2 protein-coding genes are annotated in these 2375 nt (G+C 68.9%); both read right to left on the reverse strand.

Annotation, left to right across the window (positions count from 1 at the left end; translation table 11 throughout):
• Positions 1 to 22 precede the first annotated feature (22 nt).
• Positions 23 to 361 carry a hypothetical protein gene (locus ABD993_RS00005; protein ID WP_345411348.1) on the reverse strand — a complete coding sequence of 113 codons (339 nt, stop codon included), beginning with the start codon at positions 359 to 361 and terminating at the stop codon, positions 23 to 25.
• The gene (locus tag ABD993_RS00010; protein ID WP_345411349.1) at positions 358 to 2070 is read right to left on the reverse strand and encodes an AfsR/SARP family transcriptional regulator; all 1713 of its coding nucleotides are present in this window, start codon (positions 2068 to 2070) and stop codon (positions 358 to 360) included. Before ABD993_RS00010 ends, ABD993_RS00005 begins: the two co-directional genes overlap by 4 nt.
• Positions 2071 to 2375: the final 305 nt, after the last annotated feature.

Genomic DNA, 2375 nt, shown 5'->3' on the forward strand with positions numbered 1-2375 from the left:
TCCCACAGCTCCAGTCTCCTTGCTAGATCAGGAGCCTCTCCACCGGCCAGGACGGTTCACATGCGCTCACGCAGAGCACGAGTGCAACGGCAACGCTCTGAATTGCGATGAGGCGATTGGGCAGCCGTCCCTCCGCCACATCGACGATCATGGCGGCGCCGCCGACAACGGCGAGTGTCGTCAGCAGGACGAGCGCAGCGCTCAATCTCGTCGACGCGCCGGCGATCGCACCGAGGCCGATCAGCCCGGCTACGACGGGGAGCAGAATCGACGGCGTCGGATCGAGCGTCCGCGTGCTGCGCGTCGCGAGGACGAGTACAAGCGGGGCAAGGGCAAGGCCGACTGAGGCCCCGACGATCACCGGTCGTCGACCGCTCGGCCGAGGCCGTTGGGGAAAAGCCGGTTGAAGACCTCGAAGCTCTCCGGTGGCAGGTCCTCGCCGACCTCGAAGTCGCGCTCAGCGAGCAAGAGCTCGGCGTACTGACGCATCGCGCCGGTGTCTCCCTCGGCATGCGAGATCCGCATGAGGTCGAGGAACGGGCTGTCGTGTGTCGAGTCGGGGTCGACGAGTCGACCGACCTCGGCCGCCCAGCGCGCTTTTTCGATGTCGTCCTCTGCGAGGGAGAGGTCGACGAGCTCGTGGGCGGTGTCGATCACGAAGCCCGGGATCAGGGTGTCGTGGTGCTGGTCGGGGTTGTTCAGCCAGGCGTACCCGCGGTTGCGCAGTGGGCTGAGGATCGGGCCGCGCACTAGGCGGAGGGCGTTGAGATAGTCCGCACGGGCGTCGGCGATGTGTCCTGCGGCGGCGCGGGCTTGGGCCCGTTTGCGGAGCCGACGGAACAGTTCCCAGTCCAGAAGGTGCCCGGTGATGCGGTAGCGCCCGTCGCCGCTGGTGCTGAGCGAGGGGATGAACTCGATGTCGGGGCGGGTCGGGTGCTTGCCGATCCATGGGCGCAGCTCGGCGACGGTGCGCCGGACGTTCGACGCTGACGTTGCCTTGTTATCGGGCCAGAGGTCGGTGGTCAGCTTCTCGCGGCTGACCCCGCGCTCGTGGAAGGCGAGGTAGACGACCACCTCTATCTGCCAGGCGGCGCGAATAGGAGGCGGCCCGCCCGGGGCTCGGACCTGCGGCTCACCCAGCACAGCGATCAGTGGCCGTGCCGGGGTCTCGGTGTCGCCCCACTCGGCGAGATCGTCGTCGAGGTCCGGATCGTCGTTCTCCACTCGGACGAGGCGCCGCTCTTGCTCGGTCGTCCGCGCTGGCGATGGCAGCGGTTCCGCAGCCGGCTCCGGTTCGTCCAGCTCGGGGTCCCAGGCCCCGTCGATCGTCATCTGCTGGGCCCACGGATGCTCCTCTGCCGCAGGCGGAACCGGCTCGTCGGGGGCTTGAGCGGTCGCGAGGACGTCGAGCAGTGAGACGGCGAGGTCTTGGGGCATCTGCTCGGCTCTCACGTGTCCGCCGGCCCACTCGACGTCGGCGAGGATGCCGTCCTCATCGACCGATAGTCGTGGCCCCGGGAGGGACGTCGCCGTGCTCGACGTAAGGACGACCGCGCTGGTGCGTCCGCGCGCGAGGAGCCGCTCGCAGACGTCCTTGAGCAGGCGCTCGTCGTAGAGGTCGACGCCGTGCACGACGAGGACCGTCACGACCAGAGCGTCAGACGGATCGCCCGCGGCCCGGCGCGCCGGTGCGCCGTCCTGGCCGGTGTCGAGCTCCGAGACGGACAGGTCGAGGCCATCGGTGAAGCGCTGCAGCGCGGGCCGGAGGTCGTCGAAGGTCTCGACCTTGTGGTGGCCGAGCGGAGTGAGGTCGGGGTCGAGACCGACCACGATGAGCTCGAGATCCTCGGCCCAGACGCTGGTGCCCAGCTCCAGCGCGATGTTGCGGAGGAGCTCGGCGGCGCGATAGCGGTTGCCGACGAGGTGCAGGACGCTGTCGGCTTCGAGATCGGTGAACACGGTGCTGCCGTCCTCGAGCCTGCCGATCGAGGCGACCGCCGGATAGCTATTGCGGGCCGTTGGTGCGGTGGTGGCCGAGGAGGGGAGGATCCAGTCGCCGTCCTGAGTCATGTCGAAAGCGGCGGGTAGGGGTTTTCCCCGCAAGCCGAGAAGGACGATGCCGTCCGGTGTGGACACCACGCCGTTGAGGTTCGGGGGTGGCGACTCCGCGGAGGCGAGGCGGAGCGCCGAATGCAGAAGGTTCACGTCCGGGCCCGCGTTCGCCGCCCGTTGAACGGGTGCTTCGACAGCTGCTTCGGGTGGTGTCGGGAGGGCGATCTGTCGGCGGTACCCGCGGAACCGTCGCTGCCTCCGTCTAAGACGTCGTTTCAGAAGTAGTGGGCCCGGTCCCGTCGGTGTCGGCGGTCCTGGCAGCA

This window comes from Pseudonocardia xishanensis (assembly GCF_039541715.1).
Classification (GTDB): domain Bacteria; phylum Actinomycetota; class Actinomycetes; order Mycobacteriales; family Pseudonocardiaceae; genus Pseudonocardia; species Pseudonocardia xishanensis.